24 protein-coding genes and 1 pseudogene are annotated in these 22,691 nt (G+C 61.6%); 19 read left to right on the forward strand and 6 right to left on the reverse strand.

Annotated elements, in window-relative coordinates; translation table 11 throughout:
- From ACYCTF_RS02180 to ACYCTF_RS02190, 3 genes are read right to left on the reverse strand one after another with little or no spacing between them, the layout of a single operon-like run.
- Nucleotides 1-495, reverse strand: a complete 495-nt coding sequence (locus ACYCTF_RS02180) for an RDD family protein (RefSeq protein WP_461282543.1) — start codon at nt 493-495, stop codon at nt 1-3.
- On the reverse strand, nt 495-1,253 hold the full coding sequence (gene ubiE / locus ACYCTF_RS02185; protein ID WP_461282542.1) for a bifunctional demethylmenaquinone methyltransferase/2-methoxy-6-polyprenyl-1,4-benzoquinol methylase UbiE: 759 nt from the start codon (nt 1,251-1,253) through the stop codon (nt 495-497). The genes ACYCTF_RS02180 and ubiE overlap by 1 nt, the downstream gene beginning before the upstream one ends.
- A gap of 3 nt (nt 1,254-1,256) precedes the next feature.
- Nucleotides 1,257-1,619 (reverse strand): gamma-butyrobetaine hydroxylase family protein, encoded by a 363-nt coding sequence (locus ACYCTF_RS02190; protein WP_461282541.1) that lies wholly within the window; start codon nt 1,617-1,619, stop codon nt 1,257-1,259.
- Between the two features lie 85 nt (nt 1,620-1,704).
- Between ACYCTF_RS02190 and phoB the strand changes: the two genes are divergently transcribed.
- The 8 genes from phoB to phoU all read left to right on the forward strand — a co-directional run bounded on the left by phoB (nt 1,705) and on the right by phoU (nt 8,761).
- Nucleotides 1,705-2,394 carry a phosphate regulon transcriptional regulator PhoB gene (gene phoB / locus ACYCTF_RS02195; protein ID WP_461282540.1) on the forward strand — a complete coding sequence of 230 codons (690 nt, stop codon included), beginning with the start codon at nt 1,705-1,707 and terminating at the stop codon, nt 2,392-2,394.
- A gap of 2 nt (nt 2,395-2,396) precedes the next feature.
- Nucleotides 2,397-3,719, forward strand: coding sequence for a phosphate regulon sensor histidine kinase PhoR (phoR, locus tag ACYCTF_RS02200; protein WP_461282539.1), 1,323 nt, complete (start codon nt 2,397-2,399; stop codon nt 3,717-3,719).
- Nucleotides 3,720-3,731: 12 nt separating this feature from the next.
- Nucleotides 3,732-4,355, forward strand: a complete 624-nt coding sequence (locus ACYCTF_RS02205) for a hypothetical protein (RefSeq protein ID WP_461282538.1) — start codon at nt 3,732-3,734, stop codon at nt 4,353-4,355.
- A gap of 76 nt (nt 4,356-4,431) precedes the next feature.
- Nucleotides 4,432-5,187, forward strand: coding sequence for a DUF481 domain-containing protein (locus ACYCTF_RS02210; protein ID WP_461282537.1), 756 nt, complete (start codon nt 4,432-4,434; stop codon nt 5,185-5,187).
- A gap of 28 nt (nt 5,188-5,215) precedes the next feature.
- The gene (locus ACYCTF_RS02215; RefSeq protein WP_461282536.1) at nt 5,216-5,545 is read left to right on the forward strand and encodes a precorrin-3B synthase; all 330 of its coding nucleotides are present in this window, start codon (nt 5,216-5,218) and stop codon (nt 5,543-5,545) included.
- 233 nt (nt 5,546-5,778) lie between these two features.
- Nucleotides 5,779-7,041 (forward strand): OprD family outer membrane porin, encoded by a 1,263-nt coding sequence (locus ACYCTF_RS02220; protein ID WP_461282535.1) that lies wholly within the window; start codon nt 5,779-5,781, stop codon nt 7,039-7,041.
- A 201-nt stretch (nt 7,042-7,242) separates the two neighbouring features.
- The gene (gene pstB / locus ACYCTF_RS02225; protein ID WP_461282534.1) at nt 7,243-8,013 is read left to right on the forward strand and encodes a phosphate ABC transporter ATP-binding protein PstB; all 771 of its coding nucleotides are present in this window, start codon (nt 7,243-7,245) and stop codon (nt 8,011-8,013) included.
- A 16-nt stretch (nt 8,014-8,029) separates the two neighbouring features.
- On the forward strand, nt 8,030-8,761 hold the full coding sequence (gene phoU, locus ACYCTF_RS02230) for a phosphate signaling complex protein PhoU (RefSeq protein ID WP_461282533.1): 732 nt from the start codon (nt 8,030-8,032) through the stop codon (nt 8,759-8,761).
- On the opposite strand, the gene hemB is transcribed toward phoU, so the two are convergent.
- Entirely contained in the window at nt 8,758-9,783 is a 1,026-nt protein-coding gene (gene hemB, locus ACYCTF_RS02235) for a porphobilinogen synthase (RefSeq protein ID WP_461282532.1), read from the reverse strand. The two genes, phoU and hemB, sit on opposite strands and share 4 nt — an antisense overlap.
- 597 nt (nt 9,784-10,380) lie before the next feature.
- Nucleotides 10,381-11,019, reverse strand: a pseudogene (locus ACYCTF_RS02240) (adenylate kinase); the annotation flags it as partial.
- 240 nt (nt 11,020-11,259) lie between these two features.
- Between ACYCTF_RS02240 and ACYCTF_RS02245 the strand changes: the two are divergent.
- From ACYCTF_RS02245 to ACYCTF_RS02265, 5 genes are all read left to right on the forward strand, one after another.
- Entirely contained in the window at nt 11,260-11,616 is a 357-nt protein-coding gene (locus ACYCTF_RS02245; RefSeq protein WP_461282531.1) for a hypothetical protein, read from the forward strand.
- A gap of 56 nt (nt 11,617-11,672) precedes the next feature.
- Nucleotides 11,673-12,938, forward strand: a complete 1,266-nt coding sequence (locus tag ACYCTF_RS02250; protein WP_461282530.1) for a 6-phosphofructokinase — start codon at nt 11,673-11,675, stop codon at nt 12,936-12,938.
- Nucleotides 12,939-12,940: 2 nt separating this feature from the next.
- Nucleotides 12,941-13,156, forward strand: coding sequence for a hypothetical protein (locus ACYCTF_RS02255; RefSeq protein WP_461282529.1), 216 nt, complete (start codon nt 12,941-12,943; stop codon nt 13,154-13,156).
- Nucleotides 13,157-13,220: 64 nt separating this feature from the next.
- Nucleotides 13,221-15,269, forward strand: a complete 2,049-nt coding sequence (locus tag ACYCTF_RS02260) for a sodium-translocating pyrophosphatase (protein ID WP_461282528.1) — start codon at nt 13,221-13,223, stop codon at nt 15,267-15,269.
- A 137-nt stretch (nt 15,270-15,406) separates the two neighbouring features.
- Nucleotides 15,407-15,931, forward strand: a complete 525-nt coding sequence (locus tag ACYCTF_RS02265) for a metallophosphoesterase family protein (RefSeq protein WP_461282527.1) — start codon at nt 15,407-15,409, stop codon at nt 15,929-15,931.
- Here ACYCTF_RS02265 and ACYCTF_RS02270 read toward each other — a convergent pair.
- A complete protein-coding gene (locus ACYCTF_RS02270; RefSeq protein ID WP_461282526.1) occupies nt 15,928-16,380 on the reverse strand; it encodes a c-type cytochrome in 453 nt (150 codons plus the stop codon). The genes ACYCTF_RS02265 and ACYCTF_RS02270 overlap by 4 nt on opposite strands.
- Nucleotides 16,381-16,551: 171 nt before the next feature.
- Between ACYCTF_RS02270 and ACYCTF_RS02275 the strand changes: the two genes are divergently transcribed.
- From ACYCTF_RS02275 to ACYCTF_RS02300, 6 genes are read left to right on the forward strand one after another with little or no spacing between them, the layout of a single operon-like run.
- Nucleotides 16,552-18,228 carry a glycosyltransferase family 39 protein gene (locus tag ACYCTF_RS02275; RefSeq protein ID WP_461282525.1) on the forward strand — a complete coding sequence of 559 codons (1,677 nt, stop codon included), beginning with the start codon at nt 16,552-16,554 and terminating at the stop codon, nt 18,226-18,228.
- A 2-nt stretch (nt 18,229-18,230) separates the two neighbouring features.
- The gene (locus ACYCTF_RS02280) at nt 18,231-18,596 is read left to right on the forward strand and encodes an EamA family transporter (RefSeq protein ID WP_461282524.1); all 366 of its coding nucleotides are present in this window, start codon (nt 18,231-18,233) and stop codon (nt 18,594-18,596) included.
- A 1-nt stretch (nt 18,597) separates the two neighbouring features.
- Nucleotides 18,598-19,764 carry a DegT/DnrJ/EryC1/StrS family aminotransferase gene (locus ACYCTF_RS02285; protein WP_461282523.1) on the forward strand — a complete coding sequence of 389 codons (1,167 nt, stop codon included), beginning with the start codon at nt 18,598-18,600 and terminating at the stop codon, nt 19,762-19,764.
- 3 nt (nt 19,765-19,767) lie between these two features.
- The gene (locus tag ACYCTF_RS02290; RefSeq protein ID WP_461282522.1) at nt 19,768-20,709 is read left to right on the forward strand and encodes a glycosyltransferase; all 942 of its coding nucleotides are present in this window, start codon (nt 19,768-19,770) and stop codon (nt 20,707-20,709) included.
- Nucleotides 20,699-21,616 (forward strand): formyltransferase, encoded by a 918-nt coding sequence (locus ACYCTF_RS02295; protein ID WP_461282521.1) that lies wholly within the window; start codon nt 20,699-20,701, stop codon nt 21,614-21,616. The genes ACYCTF_RS02290 and ACYCTF_RS02295 overlap by 11 nt, the downstream gene beginning before the upstream one ends.
- 37 nt (nt 21,617-21,653) lie before the next feature.
- Nucleotides 21,654-22,688: a bifunctional UDP-4-keto-pentose/UDP-xylose synthase gene (locus ACYCTF_RS02300; protein ID WP_461282520.1), complete on the forward strand. Its 1,035-nt coding sequence runs from the start codon at nt 21,654-21,656 to the stop codon at nt 22,686-22,688.
- Nucleotides 22,689-22,691: the final 3 nt, after the last annotated feature.

Consider the following 22,691-nt stretch of genomic DNA (forward strand, 5'->3'; position numbering starts at 1 on the left):
CTACCCCCGTTGGGTGCGGCGTGGCGCATACAGCACCACCGAGCCCGCGATCTTGTCGTGGAAACCCTGTTTGCGCGCGTCCCAGGCGATCCACAGGAATCCCAACCCGAGGGTCGCGTAGGAGACCAGGTATCCGAGGTTGCGCAGGAGTGCTTGATTCACGCTCAAGGGCCCCAGGGTGTGCGCATCGACGAGATGGCAGGAGAGCAGCAATTTCCCCGGCGTCCCAAGAAACTTCACCCAGAACACCACCGAGTACACGATCCCGAAGATGAGCCCAAGGAGCTGGCGCAAGGGGTGCGCCGCCATGGCCTGGGCGATCGTCACGAGGGTCACATGCGTGGGCCAGCGTGTCGGGACCAATGCCCCCATCACCGGCAGCAGCACGATATTGTCGATCAGATCCGCGGCCATGCGCCGCCAGAATCCAGCGTAGCAGAGGTGTGCTGTCGCCTCACCCGATCGATGCTCCATGGACGGAAGCGCGGTCGCCATCAGAGCTTGTAGCCCCTGTGCACGGCCACGATCCCGCCTGTGAGGTTCCAGTACTCCACGCGCCCGAGCCCGGCGCCCTCCATCATGGCCTTGAGCCCTTCCTGGTCCGGATGCTTGCGAATTGACTCCACCAGGTACTGGTAGCTCTCTTCGTCCCGCGCGACATAGCGCCCGAGTTTCGGGACCACGCCGAAGGAGTAGGCGTCATACAGGCGCCCGAAAAGCTGCGATCGGGGGTGGGAGAACTCGAGCACGATGCAGCGCCCCCCGGGCTTGAGCGCCCGACGCATGGCCGCAAGCGCCTGTTCCTTGCGGGTCACGTTACGCAGCCCAAACCCGATCGTTATGAGATCGAAGGTGTTGTCCGGAAACGGCAGCGTCTCGGCATTGGCCTGGACATAGCTTACCGAGTCGCTCACCCCTTTATCGATGAGGCGGTCGCGGCCGACACCAAGCATGGCGTCGTTTATGTCGCTCAGGATCACAAGGCCCTTGTCGCCGGTACGCCGGGCCATGGCTGCTGCCAGGTCGCCCGTGCCGCCGGCCAGGTCCAGGACGCGCTCACCGGGTTTGGCGGCGGCAAGCCCCAAGGCGAATGCCTTCCAGACGCGATGCAAGCCCCCCGACATGAGGTCGTTCATGAGGTCGTAGCGGCTGGCGACCGACCTGAAGACGCGTCCGACAAGCCGCCCTTTCTCGCTCTCCGAGACTTCGCGGTAACCGAAATGGGTGCTGGGTTCTGTCTGCTCGTTGTCCATATCTTAGGCCCGCCCGTGTCCGGCCTGTTCCAGGCGGTTCAAGTATTCGTTCCAGAGCGCCTCCTGGTTCAGGCCCAGGTTATGGAGCAGATCCCAGGAGTAGATCCCCGTGTCATGGCCGTCATCGAAGCGCAGCAATACCGCGTAGGTCCCGACCGGATCCACCCCGACGATATTGACCGACCCCTTGCCGACCTGCAGGACCTCTTGGCCCGGACCATGTCCGCGCACTTCGGCTGAAGGCGAATACACGCGCAGATATTCGGCCGGGAACTCGAACCGGCTCCCGTCGGTGAACACCACCTCGAGAATGCGGGATTTTTGATGGAGCTTGATGTCGGTCGGCCGAACCGTGTTTTTGCGCATGCGTAGAGGGTCTCCTAGCGCCACCGTTGCGCCTGACACAAAAGCGTCATACTGTTTGTGTTGAATGGGCGACAGGGAGGACATCATGCCTGGAAAGATCCTTGTTGTCGACGATGAGCCAGCAATCCGCGCCATGGTCCGGTTTGCCTTGAAGCAGGCCGATTTTAGCTGCGCCGAAGCCCAAGATGCCGAGGAGGCCCAGGCGCGTTTGCTGGCCGATCTCCCGGACTTGATTTTGCTCGACTGGATGCTGCCCGGTGTGGATGGGGTCGACTATGCCCGGCGCTTGCGCCGGGAGCGCTTGACCCAGAATATCCCGATTATCATGCTCACCGCCCGCACCGAGGAAGAAGACAAGGTCCGAGGGCTCAACACCGGCGCCGACGATTTCATGACCAAGCCGTTCTCGCCTCGCGAGCTCATTGCGCGGGTGCGCGCCGTGTTGCGGCGTACGGCACCCATGGCGTCGGATGACATCGTGGCCGTGGGCGGCCTGCTGCTCGATCCAGCCACCCATAAAGTCCTCGCCGACGATGAGCGCCTGACCCTGGGGCCCACCGAATTTCGGCTGCTGCATTTCTTTATGACCCACCCCGAGCGCGTCCATAGCCGCGAGCGGGTGCTCGATGCTGTGTGGGGGAGCAATACGTATATTGACGAGCGCACGGTCGACGTGCACATTCGGCGTCTACGCAAGGCGCTCACGCCGAGCAGTTATGATCGTTACGTTCAGACCGTAAGAGGGGTCGGGTATCGATTTTCTGGAGATCAATAGGCTTGCATCCCGAGTTGCGGCGCGATTTGTGGGTGGCTTTGTCGGTCGCCACGGTGGGCGGCCTGCTGGGATCGGTCTTCGGCCATCCCGTGGTGGGGGTTTCGGTCGCGCTGGGGCTCCTGATCACGCTGCTGTTCATCAAATTGGCGCGCCTCCATCGCTGGCTTGTGCGCGGCCGACCCGCACCCATCCCGGAACTCGGCGGTCTATGGGACGAGGTCATACGCGAGGTTCACAAGGGGGATCGCGCCAGCGAGCGCCATAAGGAACGTTTGACAGGGCTTTTCGATCGCCTGCAGGCGGCCGCGAGCGCCATGCCCGACGCCATGGTCGTCCTCACCCAGCGCGATGTCATAGAATGGGCGAACCCCCCCGCCGAGCGGCTGCTCGGTCTGCATGCCGAGCGCGATGCGGGCGCGCGTATTGTCCATTTAATCCGTGACCCGGCGTTCGGGGCTTATCTCGCCGCGGGCGATTATCATGAGCCGCTGATCCTCAAGGGTCCGGTCGACCCGCTTGCGGTCATCGTGCAGATCATCCCCTTTGGGGCGCGGGAAAAGCTCGTGATGGCGCGCGACATCACGCACGTGAAGCGGCTCGAGGAGATGCGCCGGCACTTTGTAGCCGACGTCTCGCACGAATTGCGCACGCCCCTGACCGTCTTGCAGGGCTTTCTGGAGACCTTCGCGGATCTTGCCGACGCCAAAGACGATGAAGCGCGTTCGGCCATCGCGCTTATGCGCGAACAAGTCGAGCGCATGCGACGGCTCGTGGATGATCTCTTGTCCCTTTCGCGACTCGAAACCACGCCCGCTCGCGCCCATGACGAGGCAATCGACATGGCGGCGTTCCTGCAGGGACTATCGAGTATCGCGGTGGCGTTGAGTGCCGAGCGCCGGCATGCCATAGAGGTCGAGGTGGACGGTCCTGATCTGATCGGGAACGCGGAGGAGTTACGCAGCGCCTTCACGAATCTCGTGCAAAACGCCATCCGTCACACCCCGGCCGGCGGCACCGTCCGTCTCAGTTGGCGCGCCGATGCCGTGGAGGGGCGTTTCGCTGTAATCGACACGGGCGAAGGCATAGCCGAACGCCATATCCCGCTGCTTACCGAACGTTTTTATCGGGTCGGTAGCGACCGCGCAAGGGCCTCGGGCGGTACGGGCCTCGGGCTTGCCATAGTAGCCCAGGTCCTCTTGCGTCACGATGCGCGTCTCGTCGTCGAAAGCGCCCTTGGTTTCGGCAGTACGTTCACATGCGTGTTTCCGTCAAGCAGACTTAAGACTGGCCCCTTGCGCTCGCCCGTATCGCCGTCCGCGGTATAGTATAATCGGGCCATGCAACTTGACGCCGTGTCTACCCACCGCGTCCTCGTCAACCTCTGGAAGCCCTTTCTGGTGTTGGTCGGCGGACTATTCGTGCTGCGCTCCCTAAAGCGCGACCTAAACCGCGCGCTTGCGCTGTTGCCGCGCAACAGTCTTTTCTCGGTGATGGCCCTGCATGCGATCGGACGCTTCATCATCGCTCTGCTCTACACTCCGCTCTTGCTCGTCACTCGGCGAATCGCAGGCTTCCAGCTAAGCGGGGCGCTCGACACCTTCGCGGGATTCCTGACGGTCTTAGGCGCGGGCATGGTCGTGGTGTGGAGCATTTTGCGCCATATCACGGCCACTTTCATCGTGCTGATATGGCGCCCCTGTCGGCTTGGCCTGCCTATCGAGGTCGCGCCCGACGGCATCCAGGGCAAGGATTGCGACTCCAACCGTATGTACGCCGAGGTCGAAGAATCTCAGGGAAGCACGGTGCTCATACCCGACAAGCTGTTCTTTCAGAAATATGTGCATCGTTTGCTCCTGCCAGCCAAGGCGACGGTGATGTTGTCCACGCCACTGCGCGCGGGCGTGGTGGCGGGCGAAGACGAGGGTCGAGTGTTCGAACGTGGCTGGCCTGCGCAGGGCTAGCCTGGCCATCCAGGCCTCCGGCGGCGGCCGGACTTGTCCATCCGCGGAGTCGTCGTCGCTCCCGTGGGCCGCGTGCGTGCCTGGGAACCGCCGGTCTCGCGTCCATCGCCTCGTCCTGTCACTCGTGCTGGCCCTGGCGGGGGTGGCGAGCGCATATGCCAGCAAGGGACTCGCCGCGCCCAAGCACAGTCTGAGCGGGCAGGCGGGGCTAGGTTATGCAGCGGCCACCGGTACCAGCAACACGCGCACCCTGGATACCCGCGATCGGGTCCGCTACGGACAGGGCCTCTGGCGCTTTACTGGGAGATTGAGTTATGACTATGCCTCAAGTCTCGGGCTCGTAAGCGCCAATCGTTTAGTCGTCAACTTGAAGGGCGCCCACTATTTCAGCGGCGAGAAGGAAAATTTCTTCCTCCTTGCTCTGCGCTACGATCGTAACCCTTTCGACGGTTACCGGCACTATCAAGTCGAGTCCGTGGGCGCAGGCCATCGCTTCCTACGCCATGGGTCGATGCGCTTCAAGGTCGACGGTGGCGTCGGCTACCGCCAGAACTACTATCTTATGGGCGGCCATGAAAACGCCCCCATGGTGCGATTGGGCGCGGATTATCGCTGGCGATTCGGAAAAAAGACCATCTTCAGCCAAAGGCTCACGGTTCTCGCCACGACCACGGGCACGCTCCTCACTTCGACCACGGGGCTCACCGCCCCGATAAGTGGGAATTTCGCCCTCAAGGTCTCCGAGGTCGTCGATCACTACACGAGCGCGCCTGCGGGCTTCGTGCCCACGTCAACCTTCACCACGCTGAATCTCATCTATTCTTTCCCTTGAGACCTCTTGACCCGCCATCGCAAGCGTCATGTACAAGCGCCGCGCCCGCCTGACCTTCCTTTCGTCCACGCCGGACTTAGCCGTGCGCGCATCGCGCATTGCGGCGGCCCTGGGAGCGTCTTGGATTGAGGCGCGCGCCTGCCCTGTCGGCACTACGGCCACCGATTGCGATCTTCTCGTGACCTTGGATGCCGTGGCCCTGGCGGCATGTCAGGCCCCCCCGCCCGGATGCCGCCATGTGCACTGGCCCCTCCCGCTGTCCTGCACGGATAGTGATATCGCGACTTATGTCGAGAGTCTGGTCGGTGGCATGCGGCTTCTGGCGCGTCTCGACGCGTCGGGCGCGCCCAACGCCTGACGCCGGGCTTGGTACATATTCAGCGTCCGCATCAGCCGAGGGATTTACACCACTCCGTGGACTCGACCACGCGCTGCGCCCGCGCATAAAATAGGCACGTTTATCGAGTATGTCGCTCTTTTCACCCCCTCTCGGTTGTCACAATCGTGTCACAAATAGCTACTACGATGGCGCCGTTCTCAAGCTAGGCTCGGGTCCATCATGAGGCCATTCGCAACAACACTGGGGGGAGTATGAAACGCATTTCGCGAGCAACGCTGGCAGGTCTCGTTCTGGCCTGCGCGGGTGTGGGCCATGCCTATGCCGGAAAGGGGTTTTTCGGAGGCATGAAGGTCAATGGCGACATCCGCGCCTACGACTTCACGCGCCACTATAGTGGGCCCGTCGCCGGCCAACAGGCGTTCTCCTTAGGGGGCGCGCTCAATGTCCTGAGCGGATCCGTGGGCGGTTTCGGGGTGGGCCTCACGTTCTATACCGCGCACTCCCTGGGTCTGAACAACTCCAACCCCGCGCTGGTTGACGGGACGTTGGCGGGCTTCGACGGCATTGATACCCTGGGTCAGGCCTTTGTTCAGTACGCCAACCGTAAGGTCCTGGTGCGCGCTGGCGATCAGTCCATCACGAGCCCCTGGGTGAACCCCTCAGACTCGCGCATGATCCCGGCCACCTACCAAGGCTTGCTGGCTGCCGTAAAGCCTATCAAGGGCCTTACGATCTCGGCCATGCGCATCACGCGCTTCAAAAGCCGCACCTCCAATCATTTTTCGCAGACGGATTTGTATAACTCCACTGGGACCTTCAACGTCGGCGGTACCGGTGGCCTCACGGGCAAGACGGAGCCGGGTCTCGCCGCCGTCGGCGCGAGCTACCACGCCGCAGGCCTGAAGACCGGTGTGTGGGGCTATCAGTTCTATGGCCTTGCCAAAATGGCCTATGCCGAGGGTTCTTACACCCTACCGGGTGCCGGGAGCGTCAGGCCCTTCGTGGGCGCCCAAGTGCTCCGCGAAACTGGCTCCGGCCAGCAGTATCTGGGCCCGGTCGACGCCACGGTGTATGGCGCCATGGCGGGGCTCAAGTACGCCGGGAGCCAGCTGAGCGTGGGTTACGACGATCTTCCGGCCCATCCGGGCGCCTTCGGGAACGGTGATGTCGTCTCGCCCTACACCACGGGCTACGCGACCGATCCCCTGTACACGACCTCGATGATTCAGGGCATGGTCGATCGCAAAACCACGGGGCATGCGGTCAAGATTGCGGCCACGACCTTCCTGCTTCAGCACAAGCTGCGCGTCATCGCGAGCTTCGCCGACTACTTCAACACCGTCTACAGCGGGTACAGCTCGGCGCGCACCAACGAGGCGGATTTGGACCTGACCTATTTCCTGGGCGGTCCCCTGAAGGGCCTGTCGGTCCGCGACCGCGTAGGTGTCGCCCACAATCTGCCGGTCGTTCACCGCTTCGTCTATAACCGCATCATGGTCGAGTACGACTTCTAGGCGGCAGCTGTCTGGGGTGCGGGCCGCAGCGTGTGGCCCGCACGCCCGCTTCTCTTGTTCTCAATTGGCCCTAAAGGGGGCGTCATGGAGCCTTGCACCGATGGTGCCGCCATCCGGAAGAGCTGTGGCATAATGGGCGGTATTACCCCCACCTCTGGGGAGTCGTACCCATTTGCCGAGGAGTTGGCAGGATCCCCATCGATGGAACCCGCGCAGAACGCCACCAAGATCACGATCCGCAATTTGCATTTCTATTACGGGAAGGAAGCCGCCCTCCACGACATCAATCTTTCGGTCGCCACCAAGATGGTGACTGCGTTCATCGGGCCTTCCGGTTGCGGCAAGTCGACCTTGCTGCGGACTTTCAACCGCATGTACGAACTGTATCCGGACCAGAGGGCGACCGGCGAAATCCTGTTGGATGATCGCAACGTCCTGCTCCCGGGAGAGGACCTCTATCGCCTGCGCTCGCGCATCGGGATGGTCTTTCAGAAACCGACCCCGTTCCCTATGTCGATCTACGAGAACGTGGCGTTCGGCATTCGGCTCTACGAGCGTCTTCCCAAGGCCGAGCTCGATGACCGTGTCGAGGAGGCCTTGCGCCAAGTCGCCTTGTGGGACGAAGTCAGCGCCAAACTGGGTCAGAGCGGCACCAGCCTTTCGGGGGGGCAGCAGCAGCGACTGTGCATGGCGCGCGCGGTGGCCTTGAAGCCCGAGGTCCTGCTCTTGGACGAGCCGGCGTCGGCCCTCGACCCGATCTCTACTCTCAAGATCGAGGAACTGATCTACGAATTGAAACAGAACTACACGATCGTTATCGTGACCCATAATATGCAGCAAGCGGCGCGCGTTTCCGACTATACTGCTTTCATGTACCTGGGTCGGATCGTCGAATTTAGCGATACGAACACCATATTCACAAACCCGGCGTCGAAGCAGACGGAAGACTACATTACCGGGCGATACGGTTGAGAAGCCAGGAGTGACCATGGAGTCCCACATCAATCCGCATATCTCACGCCGTTATAACGCGGAGCTCGAGGATATCCGTACGCGCGTCCTCCATATGGGCGGCCTCGTCGAACAGCAGATTGTCGATGCGATGGCGGCCTTGGTGAAGGGCGACTCCGTTCTGGGCGATGAGGTAATTAAGAACGACTACAAGGTCAACAAGATGGACGTCACCATCGACGAGGAATGCAATCAGATCATCGCGCGTCGCCAGCCGACCGCGAGCGATCTGCGCCTCGTGATGGCGGTCATCAAGACGATCACGGACCTTGAGCGCATCGGGGACGAGGCCGAGAAGATCGGGCGCATGGCCGTGCGTCTGGCTGCCGAGGAGCGCCCCAAGGATGGCTATGTTGAGGTTCAGTCGCTCGGCAACCATGTGCGGCAAATGGTGCACGACGCCCTCGACGCGTTTGCGCGCCTCGACATGGAGGCGGCGGTGCGGGTCGCCCGCGAGGATCGTCAGGTGGACAAGGAATACGACGGCCTCATGCGCCAGATGATCACGTTCATGATGGAGGATCCGCGGACCATTTCGCGCGTCCTGAACGTCATATGGGCGATGCGGGCACTGGAGCGGATCGGCGATCACGCCCGCAACATCTGCGAGTACGTCATCTACCTCGTCAAGGGCAAGGACGTGCGTCACACGAGCCTCGAGCAGATAGAGACTGAGATCCTCGGTCGCCCGGATTCGCGCCCCCTCTAGGGGGCCGAATGGCCCTCGCGCAGCCAGCGGGCGACAGTGGCGGCGTAGTAAGTCAAGATGCCGTCGGCGCCGGCCCGCCGCAGGGCGATGAGCGATTCCCAGACGACTTTGCGTTCGTCGAGCCAGCCGTTCTGTGCGGCGGCCTTGAGCATCGCGTACTCACCGCTCACGTGATAGGCCAGTGTCGGCACGCGAAATGCCTCTTTGATCCGGTAGATCACGTCCAGGTAGGGAAGTCCCGGCTTCACCATGACCATGTCAGCCCCTTCAGCGAGGTCCATCCCTACCTCATGGAGGGCCTCGTCACCGTTGGCCGGGTCCATCTGGTAGGTCGACTTGTCGGCCTGTCCGAGGGCCTCGCCGGAGCCCACGGCATCGCGGAACGGACCATAAAAGGCCGACGCGTATTTGGCCGCGTAGGCCAGGATCTGGGTGTGTCGGAAGCCCCCGTCCTCGAGTGCCTCGCGAATGGCACCTATCCTCCCATCCATCATATCCGAGGGGGCTACGATATCCGCGCCCGCGCGGGCGTGGCTCAAGGCCTGGCGGACGAGGACCTCCGTGGTCTCGTCATTCATGACGTAGCCGGAGTCATCGATTAGGCCGTCTTGGCCGTGGATGGTGAAGGGGTCGAGGGCGACATCGGTGATGACCCCGAATTCGGGGAGCGCCGCCTTGAGGGCGCGCACGGCGGTCTGTGCCAGACCCTCCGGGTTGAAGGCCTCCTCGGCCTGCGCCGACTTCTTGCCCTTAGGCACGACCGGAAACAAGGCCACGGCCGCCAGGCCATCCGCTGACCATAGGCGTGCCGCCTCCACGAGGCGGTCGACGGACAAGCGCTGGATACCCGGTAGCGCCGCGATATCTTCACTTCGGCCCTGGCCCTCTATGATAAAGGCCGGCATGATCAAGTGCGATGCCGAGAGCGAATGCTCACGTACGAGATTCCGCGAGAAACCGAGCCTGCGGCTACGGCGCATGCGGGTGAGAGGGAAGGGGGCGCGACTGCTAGCAAATGACATGTCGCCAGATTACCGCGCTTGCGGTTTGGCGGAAAGGGGGCTTGCGAATTCGCGACGAAATCGATGCCGCGCATGGCAGACGAGCCCCGGAGGACCCGCCTGCCCACTCCTCTAGCGACGGCCTTTGTTGACCTTCTTCTTCGGCGCCACCTTCTTCACGGCCGCCTTCTTTTTGGGTGCCGCTTTCTTGGGCGCCACCTTCTTCGGTGCGACCTTCTTCTTCGGCGCCACCTTCTTCACGGCCGCCTTCTTTTTGGGTGCCGCTTTCTTGGGCGCCACCTTCTTCGGTGCGACCTTCTTCACCGCCGCTGCTTTCTTCGGTGCGACCTTCTTCACCGCCGCTTTTTTTGCCGGCGCCTTCTTTGTCGCTGCCGCCTGCTTGGGTGCGACCTTCTTCACGCTGGCCTTTTTGGGCGTGGCCGCTACCGCAGTGGCCTTCTTTGGTGCCGCCTTCTTCTCCGTCACGGCGTTTTGCAGGGCCGGCTTTCCGGTCGCGACGGCGCTGATCGGCTGCGGCTTCACGGCCGCGGGCTTCAGTTTGGCCGCCGGGGGTGGTGTCGCCACCGGACGTAAGGTTGCCAGGGGGTGGATGTGGCCCTCAATGATGTTCGCGACGTTTCTGAAGATCTCCTGCACGTCGCCTTCGCCCACAATCCTGCGCAGCTTGTTTTGGCTCTTGTAGTAGGCGATCAACGGGGCGGTCTGTTGTTCGTAGACATCGAGGCGTTTGCGTATCGTCTCTTCCTTATCGTCCGCCCTCTCTTGCAGCGTGCCGCCGCACTTGTCGCAGCGCCCCGGCACCTTGGATGCCTGGAAGTAGATGTTATACATCTGGCCGCAGTCGGCACAGGTCCGCCGTCCGGTCAGGCGTTTCAGGAGGATCTCGTGGTTGACGTCGACGAGAAGCGCAAGTTGCAGAGGTTGGCCGAGGCGCGCGAGGAGGGAATCGAGGGCTTGCGCTTGGGGGTTGTTGCGCGGAAAGCCGTCCAGGATGAAGCCATTTTTCGCATCGGCCTGGCTCAGCCTGTCTTGGATCATCCCGAGCACGATTTCATCGCTCACGAGTTGCCCGTTGTCCATCGCCGCCTTGGCCCGCTTACCAAGCTCGGTCCCCGCGGCGACCGCCGCTCGAAGAAGATCGCCTGTGGAGATTTGGGGAATCTTGTACTTTTCGACCAACAGTTTTGACTGTGTCCCTTTTCCGGAGCCCGGTGCTCCCAATAACACGATTCGCATGGTAGTCTCGCTTTTAGTCTCGAATTGACCAGGTTGTGGTTCTTTATATGTTTTCCCTGAGCAGGGTCTATCCCATATCGTAAGCTACATTCTGCCTCCCTTGCCGTCAATGTTTTTGGAGGAACAAGCGAAGGCAAAAAAAGTCTGCGACACATCCTGTATTCCGGACCTTTTTGCGTTACGCTAGCGGCACTTTGCGGGGCTGGTTCTGGGGCCTCGCCTGCGGAGAGGCGCTTCTCGATGCCAGACATACCAGACTTTAACGATACGGAGCTGTGGATAGTCCGGTCGGCGGTTGCGGAGCGCTACGGCAAGGCCGTGCCCCTGGAGGCCGCTGATAGTGAGTTGCGGCTCGACCCCGACTCGCCGGTCTTGACTGTCTGCCCCACCCTCTTCTGGACCGAACGCGGGGCCAGCTTCGTGGCCTTCAAGGTTGGCGAAGGCCGCTATCGATGCCAATTCTTCTATGGTCCCAACGAGCACTACGGCACGGGCCGCGATGTTTATGATGACATCGGCGAGTGTGTAACCCACCTCTTACAGCTGCAAGCTGACCACGAAAGCCGCCGCGACCCCCCCGCCCACCCCGATGCTTGAAGCCATGAATGACACCCTTCCCTTTTTCCATTTAGCCCAAGGAGCAGACGAGAGTTATGGCAAAGCCCAAAAACGCGTTCTATGCCCAATCAGGCGGCGTGACAGCCGTTATCAACGCGTCGGCGTGCGGGGTTATAGAGACCGCCCGTCGGTATAAAACCAAAATCGGCAAGGTCTACGCTGGACGTAACGGCATCATCGGCGCACTTACCGAGGACCTGATTGATACGAGCAAGGAGTCGATCGAGGCCATACGGGCCCTGCGCCATACCCCAGCGGGGGCATTCGGCTCATGTCGCTACAAGCTGAAGGGGTTGGAGGAGAATAAGGCGCAGTACGAGCGTCTCATCGAAGTCTTCCGCGCCCATGACATCGGCTACTTCTTCTATAACGGTGGTGGCGACTCCCAGGATACCGCATATAAGGTCTCGCAGATCGGCGAGCGCCTGGGCTACCCCGTGGTCTGCGTCGGGGTGCCGAAAACCGTGGATAACGACTTGCCGTTCACGGATTGTTCCCCGGGTTTCGGGTCCGTCGCGAAATATGTGGCCGTCTCTATCCGCGAGGCGGGTTTCGATGTCGCGAGTATGGCCAAGACCTCGACCAAGATCTTCGTCATGGAGGTCATGGGGCGCCATGCGGGGTGGATAGCGGCAGCCGGCGGGCTGGCGGCCGAGAAAGTGGGCGATGCGCCCCATATCATTCTGTTCCCCGAGCGCGTCTTCGACGAGCCCGCATTCCTTGCGCGTGTCGACCAGGCCGTAAAGGCCCATGGCTACTGCGCCATCGTGGTATCCGAGGGCGTGAAGGGCAAGGATGGAAAGTTCCTCGCCGAGAGTGGTCTCAAGGATGCCTTCGGTCACGCCCAATTGGGCGGCGTGGCCCCGGTCGTCGCTCAACGGATAAAGGACAAGCTCGGATACAAATACCATTGGGCGGTCGCGGACTATCTGCAGCGCGCCGCACGCCACATCGCCTCCAAGACCGACGTCGAGCAGGCGTATGCCCTTGGAAAGAGGGCGGTGGAGTTGGCTCTGAAGGGCCATAATGCCGTCATGCCGATCATCGTTCGCAAGTCGAGCCGTCCCTATAAGTGGGAGCTTGGCGTCGCGAATCTCGCGGATGTGGCGAATGTCGAGAAGAAGATGCCGGACGATTTCATTACAGAAGATGGTTTCGGCATCACCCGGAAATGCCGGACCTATCTCGAGCCTTTGATCCAGGGAGAAGACTATCCCCCTTACAAGAACGGTCTCCCCCAGTATGTGCGCCTGAAAAACGCGGCGGTCAAGAAGAAGCTGCGCGGCGAATTCAAGGTCTGACCATGACAATTGACAAGGCCCGCGAGCTCTTGCAGGTGCAAGCTGACTTTGGGGGCTTTTATAACGGCAACGCAGCCAAGGTCATACTTTCGGAGGTCTTCCGCGAGCACGGGCAGACTGCGGTCGACGGTTTGATCCGCGAGGTGGGGTTGGACCGTGTTTTTGGTTTCGAGCCGGGTACCCGGTTCGAAGGGGGGTTGGCGCTAAAGAAGTCATAACATCAAAGGCGCCCGCCCCCGGGATTTGCCATTTTTTGCATTGTCATCCTAGGGGAGCCATAGCATGTTTGTCGATCTTGCGGTCGTGTTCTTTTGTGCCCTATTGGCACTGTTATACGGCGGTATTTCCACGCTTTGGGTTATGAAGCAACCCACCGGCACGGCGCGCATGATGGAGATTGCGCAAGCCGTTCAGGAAGGCGCCAAGGCCTACTTGAATCGCCAATACCGTACCGTCGCCCTGGTCGGTGTCTTGCTTTTCGTTCTGATCTTCTTCTTCCTTCATTCCCTGACGGCCATTGGCTTCGCCATCGGCGCAATCTTATCGGGGCTTGCCGGCTATATCGGCATGAACGTCTCGGTTCGTTCGAACGTTCGCACCGCCGCTGCCGCCTCGGGCGGCATCAACGCGGCTTTGCGTGTCGCTTTTCGCGGCGGCTCCATTACCGGTCTTTTGGTCGTGGGCTTGGGCCTCCTGGGCGTGGCCGGCTACTTCGCGGTGCTGCTCGCGCTCACGCCGGCCTCGGGCCATATCGACGTCTCGCCCCTCGTGGGGCTCGCTTTTGGGGGTTCGTTGATTTCGATCTTTGCCCGTCTGGGCGGCGGAATCTTTACCAAGGGCGCGGATGTCGGTGCCGATCTCGTGGGCAAGGTGGAGGCTGGTATCCCGGAGGACGACCCGCGCAACCCCGCCGTCATCGCCGATAACGTGGGGGACAATGTCGGCGATTGCGCCGGCATGGCCGCCGACCTCTTCGAGACCTACGCGGTCACGGTGGTCGCCACCTTATTGCTTGGCCATCTGGATTTTCCAGGTTTCCGCGGGGCGCTTATCTACCCGCTCGCGCTGGGTGCCGCCTCCATCGTCGCCTCTATCATCGGCACCTGGTTTGTGCGGGCGCGCGATGGGGGCAAGATCATGAACGCCCTCTACCGCGGCTTGATCGTCACAGGGGTGATCGCGGCGATCACGTTCTATCCGGTCACGGTTTGGCTCATGCGCGGGATCCCCGCCTTTTCCGCGGGTAGCCTGCCCTTGTCGGTCCACGACATCTACTATTCGGCGTTGACCGGTCTGCTCGTCACGGGTCTGTTGGTCGTCATCACCGAATATTACACGGCCACCGAGTACAAGCCGGTCCGTTCGATTGCGCAGGCCTCGACTACGGGGCATGGGACGAACGTCATAGCCGGGCTTGCGGTGTCGATGAAGGCTACGGCCGCACCTGTGCTCGTGATCTGTGGGGGCATAGGTCTCGCGTATCACTTCGCGGGACTCTACGGCATAGCGGTCGCCGCGACCGCTATGCTCTCGCTTGCCGGCATGATCATCGCCCTTGACGCGTACGGCCCCATAACCGACAACGCCGGCGGCATTGCCGAAATGGCCAACCTGCCGCCTGCGGTGCGAGCGGTGACCGACCCGCTCGACGCCGTGGGGAACACCACCAAGGCCGTCACCAAAGGTTATGCCATAGGATCGGCGGGGCTTGCCGCGCTCGTGCTTTTTTCCGACTTTACGCACGAGCTCACGGCGCGCACAGGCCGGGTCGTGAGCTTCGACCTCTCTAATCATATGGTGATCATCGGCCTCTTCCTGGGCGGGCTTGTCCCCTACCTGTTTGGTGCCATGGCTATGGAGGCGGTCGGCCGGGCGGCGGGCGCGGTCGTGGTCGAGGTGCGTCGCCAGTTCAAGGAGATCCCAGGCATCATGGACGGCAGTGGTCGGCCCGATTACTCGCGCGCGGTCGACATGCTCACGAAGGCGGCGATCCGGGAGATGATCATCCCCTCGCTGCTGCCAGTTCTTGTGCCGGTGGCCGTCGGTATCCTGCTCGGGGCGCAGGCCTTGGGCGGCCTCTTGATGGGCAGTATCGTCACGGGCTTGTTCGTGGCCATCTCCATGACGACCGGGGGCGGTGCCTGGGATAACGCCAAAAAGTACATAGAGGACAACCACTTCGGGGGCAAAGGCTCGGAGGCCCACAAGGCCGCCGTGACTGGGGATACGGTGGGCGACCCGTATAAAGACACGGCGGGGCCTGCGGTCAATCCCATGATCAAGATCATCAATATCGTGGCGCTCTTACTGGTCCCCTTGCTCCACTTCTAGGGGTCCTTCGTTCCTGCCCGCGGCCCGACCGGGCCGCGGGTCTCTTCCCCTCGCGCGCCTGTTCGCCGGGGCGGCCCGCATGTGCCTGCATCTCACCGCGAGGTGTCGGACGTCACCGAACTTGTTAGACTGCGCGCATGAAGATCTGCATCGTCTCCGATAGCCACGACAACCGTGAACTCCTGAACGCCGCCGTAGCCGAGGCCCGGGTCCTCGGGGCGCAAGCCGTGCTCCACTGCGGCGACATCGTCGCCCCAAGCACCCTGCGCACCCTGCGCCGGCACGGCTTGCCGGTTCACGCCATCCACGGGAACAACACCGGCGACACGTTCCATATGTCGCGGCTAGGCCACGAACCGGAGACTTTTGTGCGTTATTACGGCCAGGACGCTGACATAGGGCTCGGGGGTCGCCGCGTCTTTCTTGTGCATTACCCGCACTATGCCTACGCGCTGGCGTGCACGGGCGACTGGGATATCGTGTGTTGTGGGCACGATCACGTGGCCGAGGTCAAAGCGGTCCCGAACGTGAAGGGTGGCAAGACCACCATGGTCAACCCGGGGACCGTGGGGGGGGTGGGCGCGGCGGCGACCTATATTATGGCCGATCTCGAGGAGATGACCTTTGCGATTCGCGAGGTGCCGCCGCCCAAGCCGCGTTAGTGCGGCTTGCCGCCTATCATCACCCGCTGCCCATGGGCGAGTGATCCGAGGTAGCTGACGAGGTCGGCCATGGTCTGGCTCCCGTAAGCGGGCGGATGTCCGAGCAGACCGTTATGCACGCACGAGCGGATCTGGGTCTCCAAGGTGATGACCTTGTGCATCTTCGGGTTGTACCGCGGAAAGATGGCGGCCGCGTTCACAAGACTCGGGATCCTCTTGCCGTTCGGCAGGCGCCCCATGACCCGACCTCCATCGATATGGCAGGTGGAGCAGGTCGTGTGCTGCCCGTGAGCATTGCGCTCATGGCTGCCAAAGCTGTCGGTGTTGAATATGTGCGCCCCTCTTTGCACGGCTTGCGAGAGGGCTACAGAGGCGGGGGAGGCGAAGGCCGTCGCGGTTACCGCTAAGGTGACCGCGCCAACCAGTATTCTGATCCGCGAATTTTTCATCGTTCAAGGCTCCATCCATCGGTTTTTTTAACCGTGCTAGGGTAGCGGATGGCGATAAACGGCGCAACCGCCCCGACCTCACGGGAAAAAACAGGCCCGGCGGCAATATCGGTCTGCCTTATGCCCCTCATATGTGCTACCCTGCCGCGCAACTCCAGATCCCGTTGTGCCATGTCTTTGACTCCCCAAACCACGTCGCCTCGTCGCTCCTGGTCGTCCGACGTCTTTCTCGTCACTCTCGTGGCGGCGCTCCTCTTTGGCATTATGCTCGGGAGCCGGGAGCTCGGTGTGCCCGACGAGGCGCGTTATTCCGAGATTCCGCGCCAGATGGTGGCGACCGGACACTACATTACCCCGCGACTCGACGGCGTGCTGTATTTCGAGAAACCGCCGCTTTTCTACTGGCTACAGACCCTGTCGATTCGGGTGCTCGGCTTAAGCGAGTGGTCCATGCGGTTCTGGACGGCGTTTTTCGCGGTTCTGGGCTGCGTGGCGGTTTATGCTGTCGGCCGATCTTTGTATGGGCGGCGCGCGGGACTTCTGTCTGCCCTAGTCCTCGGGACCTCCCTGCTCTATTTTGGGATGGGTCATCTCGTCACGCTCGACATGACGGTCTCGGTGCTGCTGTCGCTTACGCTCTTCACTTTCATGTTAGCCCATCGCGAACCCCCAGGGTGGCGTAGGCGATTGGGCATGTGGACGGCATTCGTGTTGGCGGCGCTCGCCACCCTCACCAAGGGTCTGATCGGCGTCGTCTTTCCGATGATGGCCATCGGACTTTGGATCATCGCGCTCTGGGACTGGTCCATCCTGCGGCGTATGTATGCGCCGACCGGCTTCGCCCTTTTCTTTTTGGTGGCCGCCCCTTGGCACATCCTCGTGCAGTTGAAGCATCCGACATTTCTGCACTATTACTTCGTCCGCCAGCACTTCGAGCGCTACCTTACGGACGTCGCGCACCGCTATCAGCCGTTCTGGTATTTTCTGCCCATCCTGTTGGCGGGCATCCTGCCTTGGAGCGCATTCATCGTCCAAAGCCTGCGATTCAACTTAAGGCCCCTATGGCGCGACCGGGCGGCGCACGCCGAGACCTTGCTGCTCGCCATCTGGATAGGCTCGATCTTTGTCTTTTTCTCGGCGTCCGATTCCAAGCTTGTCCCCTACATCCTGCCCGTGTTCCCGCCGCTTGCCATCCTGATCGGCCGTTACCTCGACGCGCGTTGGGACGAACCCCTTGGTCGGGGTGACCGATGGGCGTTTCGGGCGATTGCGCCCGTGGGGCTCGCCTTGGGTGCAGCTGCCGCCTTCGTGGTTCCTGCTACTCGCCCGAGCCTGGATCCTCATGCCATGGCCATCGCCATGGGGGTGCTCGGCGCCACTTTGGCCCTGACTTCGGTAGCGGCGAGCTGGGCCGGTTTGAAGCGCGGTCTTGCGGCCGGGGTCTTCACGCTTGCTGCCGGCTTCAGCCTCTTTTTGTTGGGCGTCAATGCCACGGCCCCCTACCTCGACACGCGCAGCGTGAAGACCTTGGCTTTGAAACTGCGGCCCTTGCTTACCCCGAAGGCGATCGTCGCCTGCTATGGTTGGTACTACCAGGATGTGCCTTTTTATCTGCGCCGACGCGTCGAGATCGTGAACTACAAGGGCGAACTCGGCTACGGCACGACGCTCGAGAAGACGCCCTGGGTCATGCGGGGTCCGGCGTTTTGGCGGCAGTGGGACAGTAATCGCACCGTTTACATGGTCACGAGCCGTCCGACCTACCAGAGCCTGCGTAAACGTGGGGTCCGGATGTATATGGTGGTCGGCAACCACTTCAATGTCATCGTGGGCAATAAGGCGTCCTGACCATGCGTTATTTGCCGCTCATACTTCTTGGCGTGTTCCTGAATGCAGCGGCCCAACTCGTCTTGAAGGAGGGGATGCGGCGTATCGGTTATTTCGCATTCGATTGGGCGAACATCGTCCCCATTGGCTTGCGCGTCGCCTTCAACCCCTTTGTGTTCGCCGGGCTTGCGATGTATGTCATAAGCTTCGTAGTTTGGCTTTTGGTTTTGTCGCGCGTCCAGGTCAGCTTTGCTTACCCCATGCTGAGTCTCGGCTATATCATGAACGCGGTGGCGGGCTATTACCTCTTCCAGGAAGCACTGACCCCCGTGCGGCTTGCCGGGATCGCCGTCATCATTCTCGGCACCTACCTCATAACAAGGAGCTGACATGAGTCATTCCGAGGAGGAGTTTCTCCCCTTTTCGCGCCCTACGTTGAGCGAGGAGGCGATCAATGAGGTGGTGGCCTGCCTGCGATCCGGGTGGATTACGACAGGACCCCGGGTCAAGCAGTTCGAGGAGGCCCTCAAGGCCTACACGGGGGGCGGATTCGCGCTCGCCTTGTCGTCGGCGACCGCGGGCCTCCACCTGGCGCTCGCGGCCCTGCGCCTGCTCCCGGGCGACGAGGTCATAACCTCGCCCATGACCTTCGCAGCCACCTTGAACACGATCGTGATAGCGGGCGGCCGGCCGGTCTTGGTCGATGTCGAGCCCGGCACCTATAACATCGATGTCGCCCGGATCGAGGCGGCAATCACGCCCCGTACGCGGGCGCTCGTGCCCGTGCATTTCGCGGGCGTACCTGTGGATCTCGACCCGCTCTACGCGCTGGCGCGTAAGCATAATCTGCGGGTCATAGAAGATGCGGCCCATGCGATAGGTACGGAATACAAGGGCCGGCGCATCGGCGCGTTCGGCGATACGCAAGTCTTTAGCTTCCACCCCAACAAGAACATCACGACCGGCGAAGGCGGTGCGGTCATAACGACGGACGAACACCTGGCCGCCGATGTCGCGCTCTCGCGCTTTCATGGCATGGATAGGGAGGCCTGGAATCGGTTCGGCAAGCAGGGAGCGGCGCATTACGAGATCGTGGCGCCCGGGTTCAAGTACAATATGATGGACATGCAGGCGGCGCTGGGTCTCCATCAGCTTCCGGCCCTGGAGGGTTTCATCCAGAGACGCACCGAGCTCGCGCAGCGTTATCTCGAGCGGCTCGCTGCCTGGCCCCAATGGGAGTTGCCGGGATCGCCTTCCTATCCCCATCGCCCGGCCTGGCACTTGTTTGCGCCTTTGTTGAACCCAGAAGCGGCGGGTATGGACCGCGAGCGCTTCATGGCCGAGATGAAGGCCCGTAATATCGGCACGGCCATCCATTACCGCGCGGCGCATCTCTATCCCTACTACCGGGACCACTACGGTTATCAGGTGGGCGATTTTCCGCGCGCCGAGACCATTTCGGAGCGTATCGTGAGTCTGCCGCTCTTTCCCATGATGTCGGACGCCGACCAGGACCGTGTCATCGCGGCCATGGCCGATGTGTTCGAGAAGGCCTGACGGATGCGCCCTTACCTGAGCGCCGTCGTTCCCGTTTACAACGAGGAGGAGAATCTACGCCCCCTTTTTGAGCGCCTGATCGCGGTCCTCGATGGCATGGGTCGGCCGTACGAGATCGTGTTTACAAACGACGGTAGTGCCGACCGTTCCGGCGAGATCCTTCGGGAGTTGCACCAAGAGCGCCCGGACCAGGTGCGCGTGATCGACTTCAACGGCAACTTTGGCCAGCATATGGCCATCATGGCGGCCTTCGAATATGTGCGCGGCGACATCATCGTGACCCTCGACGCCGACCTGCAGAACCCGCCCGAGGACATCCCCCGGCTCGTCGAGAAGATCGAGCAAGGCTACGATGTCGTCGGCGGCTACCGACGCGATCGCCAGGACACCTGGTTTCGCCGCAACGCCTCGCGCTTTATCAATATGGTGCGGGCGCGTATCACGCGTATCGAGATGCGCGACCAGGGGTGTATGCTGCGTGCCTACCGCCGGCATATTGTGGACAATATCGCGACGAGCGGCGAGGTCTCCACATTCATACCCGCGCTCGCCTACAGCTTCGCCGCCAAGCCTACCGAGATCGAAGTGGCGCACGCGCCGCGTGCCGCCGGGCATTCGAAGTACCACATCTACAACCTGTTGCGGCTGAATTTCGATCTCATGACCGGCTTTTCGCTGGTGCCGCTCCAGATCTTCACCATGCTCGGTTTTGCGGTGTCGCTCTTGAGCGCCCTGCTCGTGGTTTATCTCCTTTTGCAGCGGATCTTCGTGGGTCCCGAGGTTCAGGGCGTCTTCACGCTGTTTGGCATCATGTACTTTCTTGTGGGGCTTGGGATCTTCGGTCTCGGCATTATCGGCGAATACATTGGCCGAATTTATCTGGAGGTGCGTAAGCGACCTCGCTTTGTGATCCGCGAGGTGATTCAGGCGATCGATGACAAGTAGCGCGCGCGTCGTAGTCTTTGCTTACCATGAGGTGGGTTACCGCTGCCTCGAGTGGTTGCTTGCGCGCGGGGTGGTGGTGTCGGCGGTCTTTACGCACGAGGATAATCCGCGCGAAAGGATCTGGTTTCGCTCGGTCGCGGACCTGGCGCGGCAGGCGGGCGTACCGGTGCTTGTCCCTTCGTCCTTGAAGGACCCGGCGATCGTCGCGCGGATTCGCGAATGGCGTCCGGATGTGATCTACTCGTTTTATTATCGGAACATGATCCCGCGCGAGATCCTTGCGATCCCGCCTGCTGGCGCCTTTAACATGCATGGGTCGCTATTGCCGCGCTACCGGGGGCGGGTGCCCGTCAATTGGGCCATCATTCACGGCGAGCGCGAGACCGGCGCCACCCTTCATCACATGGTTGGGCGCGCTGACGCTGGTGATATCGTCGATCAGGAGGCCTGCACCATAGGCCCCGACGATACCGCGCAAGACGTCTTTTTAAAGGTGACCGATGCCGCCGTCAAGGTGCTTGCGCGCAGCCATGATGCGATCAGGGCGGGCCGCGCGCCCCGCCGCCCTCAGGACGAGAGCAAGGCCACGACCTTTAGCGGCCGGGGGCCGGAGGATGGACGTATCGACTGGGATCGCAACGGGGCGTCGATATTCAATTTCGTGCGTGCGCTCACTGAGCCCTATCCGGGCGCTTTCGGTGAGGTGCGGGGCCTGCGCTTCGTGATCTGGTGGGGTCGACCCGTCGACTTGACCGCGCTCGCGCCACCGACCCCCGGTCATGTGATATCAGTCGAGCCGCTCATCGTGGCGACCCGTGATGGTGGATTTCGTGTCGAAAGGTTGGAATGGGCGAGTACTGTCGCGCCCGAAAGCCGGCAATTCATAACAGGCGAGCGCGTCGGTTGATGGCAACCGCCCCCCGTCATTATCTTGGAGAAGCGTAATGGCCCTGAAAGTCCTTATTCTGGGAGTCAACGGATTTATCGGTAACAGTCTGACGCAGACCATCCTCGAGCAGAAGGATTGGGAGGTCTACGGCATGGACATGAACAACGACAAGCTCGAGACCTGTCTCGGGAATCCGCGCTTCCATTTCGTGGAAGGCGACATAACGGTCAATCGCGAGTGGATCGAATACCACATAAAGAAGTGCGATGTCGTGCTGCCTTTGGTGGCTATCGCCACCCCTGCGACCTATGTGACCGATCCCTTGCGCGTCTTCGAGCTCGACTTCGAGGCCAATCTCGATATCGTGCGCAAATGCGTGCGCCATAAGCGGCGCGTGCTGTTCCCGTCGACCTCGGAGGTCTACGGAATGAGCGCGGATACGCCCTTCAATGAGGAGACGAGCCATCTGGTTCTGGGGCCGATCCATAAGCAGCGCTGGATCTACTCGTGCTCCAAGCAGCTCATGGATCGCGTCATTTATGCCTACGGGAAGGAAGGCCTACCCTTCACGCTCTTCCGGCCTTTCAACTGGATCGGGCCGAAACTCGACAATATCCTCGAACCCAAGGAAGGCAGCTCGCGCGTCCTGACCCAGTTCCTCGGCAATATCCTGCGGGGCAAGGACATCCAGCTCGTCGACGGCGGTAACCAGCGGCGCAGCTTCACCTACATCGACGATGGTGTCGATGCCTTGTTGCGCATCATAGAAAACCGGGACGGGTGCGCCGATGGCCGGATTTTCAACATCGGCAATCCCCGCAACGATTGCTCCATCAAAGAGTTGGCGGATGCCCTTGTAAACCTAGTCCGGTCTTACCCGCGCTATGCCAAGCTTGCCGATCAGGTGAAGATCGTGGCGGTGAACTCGAAGGAGTATTACGGCGAAGGCTATCAGGACATCCTGACGCGTGTACCGTCCATAGAGAATGCCCGGAATTATCTGGGATGGGAGCCGCGGACCGACCTGACGACGGCGCTACGCAAGACGCTGGATTATCATCTCGGCCGTCCTTCGCAGGAGCTCCAATAAGGG

It is taken from the genome of Acidiferrobacter sp. (assembly GCF_054609335.1).

Excerpts from the sequence above, each read along its gene's own strand:
- hemB (WP_461282532.1), bottom strand. The coding sequence starts at position 9,783 with ATGTCATTTGCTAGCAGTCGCGCCCCCTTCCCTCTCACCCGCATGCGC.
- ACYCTF_RS02300 (WP_461282520.1), top strand. The coding sequence starts at position 21,654 with ATGGCCCTGAAAGTCCTTATTCTGGGAGTCAACGGATTTATCGGTAAC.
- ACYCTF_RS02180 (WP_461282543.1), bottom strand. The coding sequence starts at position 495 with ATGGCGACCGCGCTTCCGTCCATGGAGCATCGATCGGGTGAGGCGACA.
- ACYCTF_RS02270 (WP_461282526.1), bottom strand. The coding sequence starts at position 16,380 with ATGAAAAATTCGCGGATCAGAATACTGGTTGGCGCGGTCACCTTAGCG.
- ACYCTF_RS02255 (WP_461282529.1), top strand. The coding sequence starts at position 12,941 with ATGACAATTGACAAGGCCCGCGAGCTCTTGCAGGTGCAAGCTGACTTT.
- ACYCTF_RS02250 (WP_461282530.1), top strand. The coding sequence starts at position 11,673 with ATGGCAAAGCCCAAAAACGCGTTCTATGCCCAATCAGGCGGCGTGACA.
- phoU (WP_461282533.1), top strand. The coding sequence starts at position 8,030 with ATGGAGTCCCACATCAATCCGCATATCTCACGCCGTTATAACGCGGAG.
- ubiE (WP_461282542.1), bottom strand. The coding sequence starts at position 1,253 with ATGGACAACGAGCAGACAGAACCCAGCACCCATTTCGGTTACCGCGAA.
- ACYCTF_RS02215 (WP_461282536.1), top strand. The coding sequence starts at position 5,216 with ATGTACAAGCGCCGCGCCCGCCTGACCTTCCTTTCGTCCACGCCGGAC.
- ACYCTF_RS02265 (WP_461282527.1), top strand. The coding sequence starts at position 15,407 with ATGAAGATCTGCATCGTCTCCGATAGCCACGACAACCGTGAACTCCTG.
- ACYCTF_RS02290 (WP_461282522.1), top strand. The coding sequence starts at position 19,768 with ATGCGCCCTTACCTGAGCGCCGTCGTTCCCGTTTACAACGAGGAGGAG.
- ACYCTF_RS02280 (WP_461282524.1), top strand. The coding sequence starts at position 18,231 with ATGCGTTATTTGCCGCTCATACTTCTTGGCGTGTTCCTGAATGCAGCG.
- ACYCTF_RS02275 (WP_461282525.1), top strand. The coding sequence starts at position 16,552 with ATGTCTTTGACTCCCCAAACCACGTCGCCTCGTCGCTCCTGGTCGTCC.
- phoB (WP_461282540.1), top strand. The coding sequence starts at position 1,705 with ATGCCTGGAAAGATCCTTGTTGTCGACGATGAGCCAGCAATCCGCGCC.
- ACYCTF_RS02245 (WP_461282531.1), top strand. The coding sequence starts at position 11,260 with ATGCCAGACATACCAGACTTTAACGATACGGAGCTGTGGATAGTCCGG.
- ACYCTF_RS02260 (WP_461282528.1), top strand. The coding sequence starts at position 13,221 with ATGTTTGTCGATCTTGCGGTCGTGTTCTTTTGTGCCCTATTGGCACTG.
- ACYCTF_RS02205 (WP_461282538.1), top strand. The coding sequence starts at position 3,732 with ATGCAACTTGACGCCGTGTCTACCCACCGCGTCCTCGTCAACCTCTGG.
- ACYCTF_RS02285 (WP_461282523.1), top strand. The coding sequence starts at position 18,598 with ATGAGTCATTCCGAGGAGGAGTTTCTCCCCTTTTCGCGCCCTACGTTG.
- ACYCTF_RS02220 (WP_461282535.1), top strand. The coding sequence starts at position 5,779 with ATGAAACGCATTTCGCGAGCAACGCTGGCAGGTCTCGTTCTGGCCTGC.
- ACYCTF_RS02295 (WP_461282521.1), top strand. The coding sequence starts at position 20,699 with ATGACAAGTAGCGCGCGCGTCGTAGTCTTTGCTTACCATGAGGTGGGT.
- ACYCTF_RS02190 (WP_461282541.1), bottom strand. The coding sequence starts at position 1,619 with ATGCGCAAAAACACGGTTCGGCCGACCGACATCAAGCTCCATCAAAAA.
- pstB (WP_461282534.1), top strand. The coding sequence starts at position 7,243 with ATGGAACCCGCGCAGAACGCCACCAAGATCACGATCCGCAATTTGCAT.